This is a genomic window from Streptococcus caledonicus, assembly GCF_042656225.1.
In the GTDB taxonomy this organism is placed as follows: domain Bacteria; phylum Bacillota; class Bacilli; order Lactobacillales; family Streptococcaceae; genus Streptococcus; species Streptococcus caledonicus.
In genome coordinates, this window is record NZ_JBHSOJ010000020.1 from 3,726 (window position 1) to 8,795 (window position 5,070).

Annotated in this window: 1 protein-coding gene and 1 pseudogene; one reads left to right on the forward strand and one right to left on the reverse strand. The window is 41.7% G+C overall.

The features are described from left to right. A pseudogene (locus tag ACFPQ3_RS08270) lies at positions 1-468 on the forward strand (transposase); the annotation flags it as partial. 53 nt (positions 469-521) lie between these two features. Here ACFPQ3_RS08270 and ACFPQ3_RS08275 read toward each other — a convergent pair. Beyond that, entirely contained in the window at positions 522-4,874 is a 4,353-nt protein-coding gene (locus ACFPQ3_RS08275) for a MucBP domain-containing protein (protein ID WP_380434024.1), read from the reverse strand. Positions 4,875-5,070: the final 196 nt, after the last annotated feature.

A 5,070-nucleotide genomic window follows, 5' to 3' on the forward strand; every position in this document is an offset into this window, starting at 1 on the left:
TGAATACAGAGCTCTTAAATACTACTGGAAATTTATAGTCGGAAACTCTCTCTTAAGGCGTTCTATGATCGAACATTTAGAGAAACCTTAACTCCTAGGGAGTGTCTGAATAAAATCTTTACTCTAGTACCTGAACTTAAAGATTACTACGACCTGTACCAACTACTCCTATTCCATCTACAAGAGAAGAATACTGACCAGTTTTGGGGATTAATTCAAGACACGTTACCTCATCTTAATCGCACCTTTAAAACCGCTTTGAACACGTTTATTCGCTATAAAAACTATATCACTAACGCCATTGAATTGCCTTATTTTAACGCTAAACTTGAGGCCACTAACAAACTCATCAAAGATATCAAACGCAATGCCTTTGGTTACAAGAACTTTGACAATTTCAAGAAACGTATCTTAATCGCTTTGAACATCAAAAAAGAGAAGACGAATCTCGTCTCCTCTCGTCTTTAGCTATAAGTCACCCACTACAGTTGACAAAGAGCCACATAGTAATGGATAATAATTTAATCTTCTTTACGACGACGCAAACCGATTAAACCAATTACTGTTGCAATCGATCCTATTACAACAGCCGTTGACGCTTTTTCTCCTGTATTTGGAAGTACTTGGTTTGAAGCTGATGCTTGCTTAATTACTTCTTTAGCTGGCTGATTCTCAATAGTAGGTTGACTCAGATGATTTGGAGTCAAAAGAGTTGGTATAATAGGTTGTTTCACTTCACGGTAAACGTAAGTCACGTTAGTTGTGCCTTCAACGACCTTACCTTCTTCAGGCGCTGACCCCTCTTGAATACGAACATACTCATAAACCTTGCCGTCTTCTGTCGTGATGCGGCTTGGCTTGTTGTCATCTGCTGTGTTATAGCTTGTGCCTGTTGGGCTTTCTGGCGTATCCACAACAGATGTCTTGATGGTTTCACCGGCTTCATTCACGTAGTGAACCTTAACATCACCCTTCACCTCTTCATAGACGTAAGTCACTTTTTGTGGTGTTTCAGTGACGGTTCCTGTCGGAGGTGCTGAATCCTGCTTCACTTCCTTGTAAACAAACGTACGGCCATCTTCAGTGACAATCTTGTCTTCTGGTTTGGTTTCGTATGGCGTACCGGTTGGCTCATTGGTCTTCACTGGCGTTTCTGGTTTCAATACTTCACCTGTTGTTGTGATGTGTTCTACAGTCACGTTACCAGTTGGTTGTGGTGTTTCCGGTGTCTTAGGTACTTCACGGTAAACGTAAGTCACATTAGTTGTGCCTTCAACGACCTTACCTTCTTCAGGAGCTGACCCCTCTTGAATACGAACATACTCATAAACCTTGCCGTCTTCTGTCGTGATGCGGCTTGGCTTGTTATCATCTGCTGTGTTATAGCTTGTGCCTGTTGGGCTTTCTGGCGTATCCACAACAGATGTCTTGATGGTTTCACCGGCTTCATTCACGTAGTGAACCTTAACATCGCCCTTCACCTCTTCATAGACGTAAGTGACTTTTTGTGGTGTTTCAGTAACGGTTCCTGTCGGAGGTGCTGAATCCTGCTTCACTTCCTTATAAACAAACGTACGGCCATCTTCAGTGACAATCTTGTCTTCTGGTTTGGTTTCGTATGGCGTACCGGTTGGCTCATTGGTCTTCACTGGTGTTTCTGGTTTCAACACTTCACCTGTTGTCGTGATGTGTTCTACAGTCACGTTACCAGTTGGTTGTGGTGCTTCTGGTGTTGGTGTTTCCGGTGTCTTAGGTACTTCACGGTAAACGTAAGTCACATTAGTTGTGCCTTCAACGACCTTACCTTCTTCAGGAGCTGAGCCTTCTTGAACACGAACATACTCATAAACCTTGCCGTCTTCTGTCGTGATGCGGCTTGGCTTGTTATCATCTGCTGTGTTATAGCTTGTGCCTATTGGGCTTTCTGGCGTATCCACAACAGATGTCTTGATGGTTTCACCAGCTTCATTCACGTAGTGAACCTTAACATCACCCTTCACCTCTTCATAGACGTAAGTGACTTTTTGTGGTGTTTCAGTAACGGTTCCTGTCGGAGGTGCTGAATCCTGCTTCACTTCCTTATAAACAAACGTACGGCCATCTTCAGTGACAATCTTGTCTTCTGGTTTGGTTTCGTATGGCGTACCGGTTGGCTCATTGGTCTTCACTGGTGTTTCTGGTTTCAACACTTCACCTGTTGTCGTGATGTGTTCTACAGTCACGTTACCAGTTGGTTTTGGTGCTTCTGGTGTATCTTCTTTGAGCTTATACACATAAGTAACTGCACGTTCACCTGGGATAATCTCACCTTTGATAGCATCAATGGCTAGTTTATATTCTTCTTTATTAGACGAACGAAGGTTGTTATCTTCCGTTACTTCACCAATCGGATAATTTCCAGCTGGGGCAAGAACATAGGTTTTGCCATCTTTGATAATTTCTGATGGTTTTTCATTGTTCTCAGTAGCATCGTATGATTTCCCTACTGGAGCATCCTTAGTATCAGTGTACTGTTGTTGCAGAACATTTCCTTCTGTATCAACATAATTGACGACTACTGAACCCGTTTTTGCAGGTTCTTTAATGTAGTAATATTCTACAACCTTGGTTTTGCCTGCTTCAACAGTTCCTTTCTCATCATCTCCACCAGTATCAGAAGGCGAAAGTACCCACTTCACTCCGTTAGCATCTGTAATGCTACTTGGACGAAGATCTGTCGTATCGTAGCTATCCCCTTCTTTTCCATCCTTGGTATCAACTTCAACTGCATTAACAGACGGTTTGTCGTTCAAGCCTTCAGCGTTACCAGACAATGGGGTTGATTGACCGTTTTCAAGTGTGAAATATTTAACTTCGACATTGCCTGTCTTAGGTGCTTCTACTGTTTTTTCAACATAGTAGTAGTTAACGACCTTAATCTTGTCTGCTTCTACTTGACCTGTTTCAGAAGCTCCATCTGTTGCTGGATGCTTGCTAGTCTCTGGTGTTACCAAGACATAAGTTTTACCGCCAACTTCGATCTCTGGTTTCTTCTTAGATGTCGCATCATACTCACTATTTTCTGGCGCGTCTGTCACAACCGCTTCTTTAGCAATAGCATCCTGGGTTACTACATTACCAGCTTTATCAACGATATGGTAGTGAGTTTCTACACTTCCTTTTTTCTCTTCCGTCTTAATTTCCTTATAGTAATAAGTAGTTGAAGTAGGGTTGTTATCTAGATGAGAAATAAAGTAAGTAATAGCATTTTCATAATAAGGCGTTTTTATAGTTGTCGTGTGAATTTTATCTCCAAGATTCACAATTCCCGTTGTTTCATTAGGGTGATGGATGGTATCAGCACCACCTGTACCAATTGTCCCACCTGTAGCAACTGTCGGCTGACCGTCTGGTGTTAAAACGGTCCAACGCAGAGATAGGTCTGTATCGTTAATCTTTTCAAATTCGATGCGATACCCATAGTCTGTTCCTACGGTAACTTTATCACCTTTTTTGGTGAATGGACTGATTTGCCCAGTTGGATTTTCTGTTTTTTCTGGAACTAGCTGATAGGTCTTGCCATCTGCAGTTTTAATCTCTTGTGGTGCAGCAGTTTGAACTTTATATCCAGCCATTTCTGTTTGAATGACTGTCCCAAGAAGTTGATTTGTACCTTCAACCTTGTAGTAAGTTGGCCTATCTACCAAACGTGGCACATACCAGCCATATCCCAAGTGTCTATTAGATGTCAGCCAGTTGACTGGTTTAGTATAGTTAGTATACAATTCGTTGAACCAGCCGTCTGGGTGAGGCCCATAAACTGACACATATGGAGAATTATTATTTGGGTTATAGATGAAGTGATAAGCCTCTCCACCTGTACCATAAGTAATGGTCTTTGGCTGGCCAGCAGCAAATTGGTCTTGCTTAACAACATTCCCACTCTTGTCATAGTAGGTTGCGTAAACGTTACCTGATCCATTTTTATCGGTTGAAAAAGCAATTTGGTCAACACGAGTGTATTCTTTTTTCCCAAAGAGACCTTTTTTCTCAGAAGTATTATAATCTCCACTAGAGTTAAACCAAATTTTTCCTGAATCCTCAAACCCGACATATGGGTTATTACGGTTTCCTAGATGAGCCGTGTAAATCACAGCAAAGGTTTGCTTAGATGGGTCGTGGTGAACAGTTGTTGGCGTAGAGCTATTTGTACCAGGCTGGCCAGTTTGCATATTGATCACAGTTGGTTCTGTTGAGGTAAAGCCAGTAGTTGGGATCGCTGAAGTTGCTGTACCATCAACCTCTTTAATCGTTACCCCATCAGCAGCTACAAAAGTTGCTCCTTTTTTCCTATCAGCTACTGCACGTTCGGTTCCAGCAGATGCCGGTGTTGCGACTGCCATAGCTGAAAGACGATCCAAATAGGAATTTAAGATTGTGGCTAATTCATTAATTTCTTCCTGACTTGAAACAGCTGCAGCAGCATTTGTCAGGTAATCAATTTGTGCCAATTGATCGGCTGGCAAACTAGAACGGTCCAAAGCTGCAGCACGATTCAAAGCAGTTTCTAAAGCTGACTTATTTTGAGTAGGTACTGCTGCTAATGCTAAAGTTTCTTTACCAGTTGCAACTTCCGCTTCACTTTTCTCAATATCTAAAGTTGGTTTGGTAGTTGCTTGATCGGTAATTTTCTGGTCAGCTGTTGTACTTTGATTTTCTGAATCAACAGTTGTAACTGGTGCTTCGGTAGCTGTAGCTTCTGTATTAGCGGAAACAACTGGAGCACCATTGGTTATCCAAAATGCCGCAATCGCTACTGAAGCCACTCCAGCTTTAAACTTACGAATAGAAAAGCGCAATCTTTTATCAGACTGTGCCGATGAATTATGTCGCATAAATTCTCCCATATTTTTATATCACTTAAGGAATAGTATTCCCTTTTTTATTTTACCATCCTCCCCGTTTGTTGTCAAGTATTTCGATTCATGAATCACGTCAAACGCATGAAAAACTTCTCATAGTCTTTTTGTGCTTTGGAACGATTTTTGAAAGGGATATAATTGCCTACATCCATTGGTCGTCCTCTACTTT

Excerpts from the sequence above, each read along its gene's own strand:
- ACFPQ3_RS08275 (WP_380434024.1), bottom strand. The coding sequence starts at position 4,874 with ATGCGACATAATTCATCGGCACAGTCTGATAAAAGATTGCGCTTTTCT.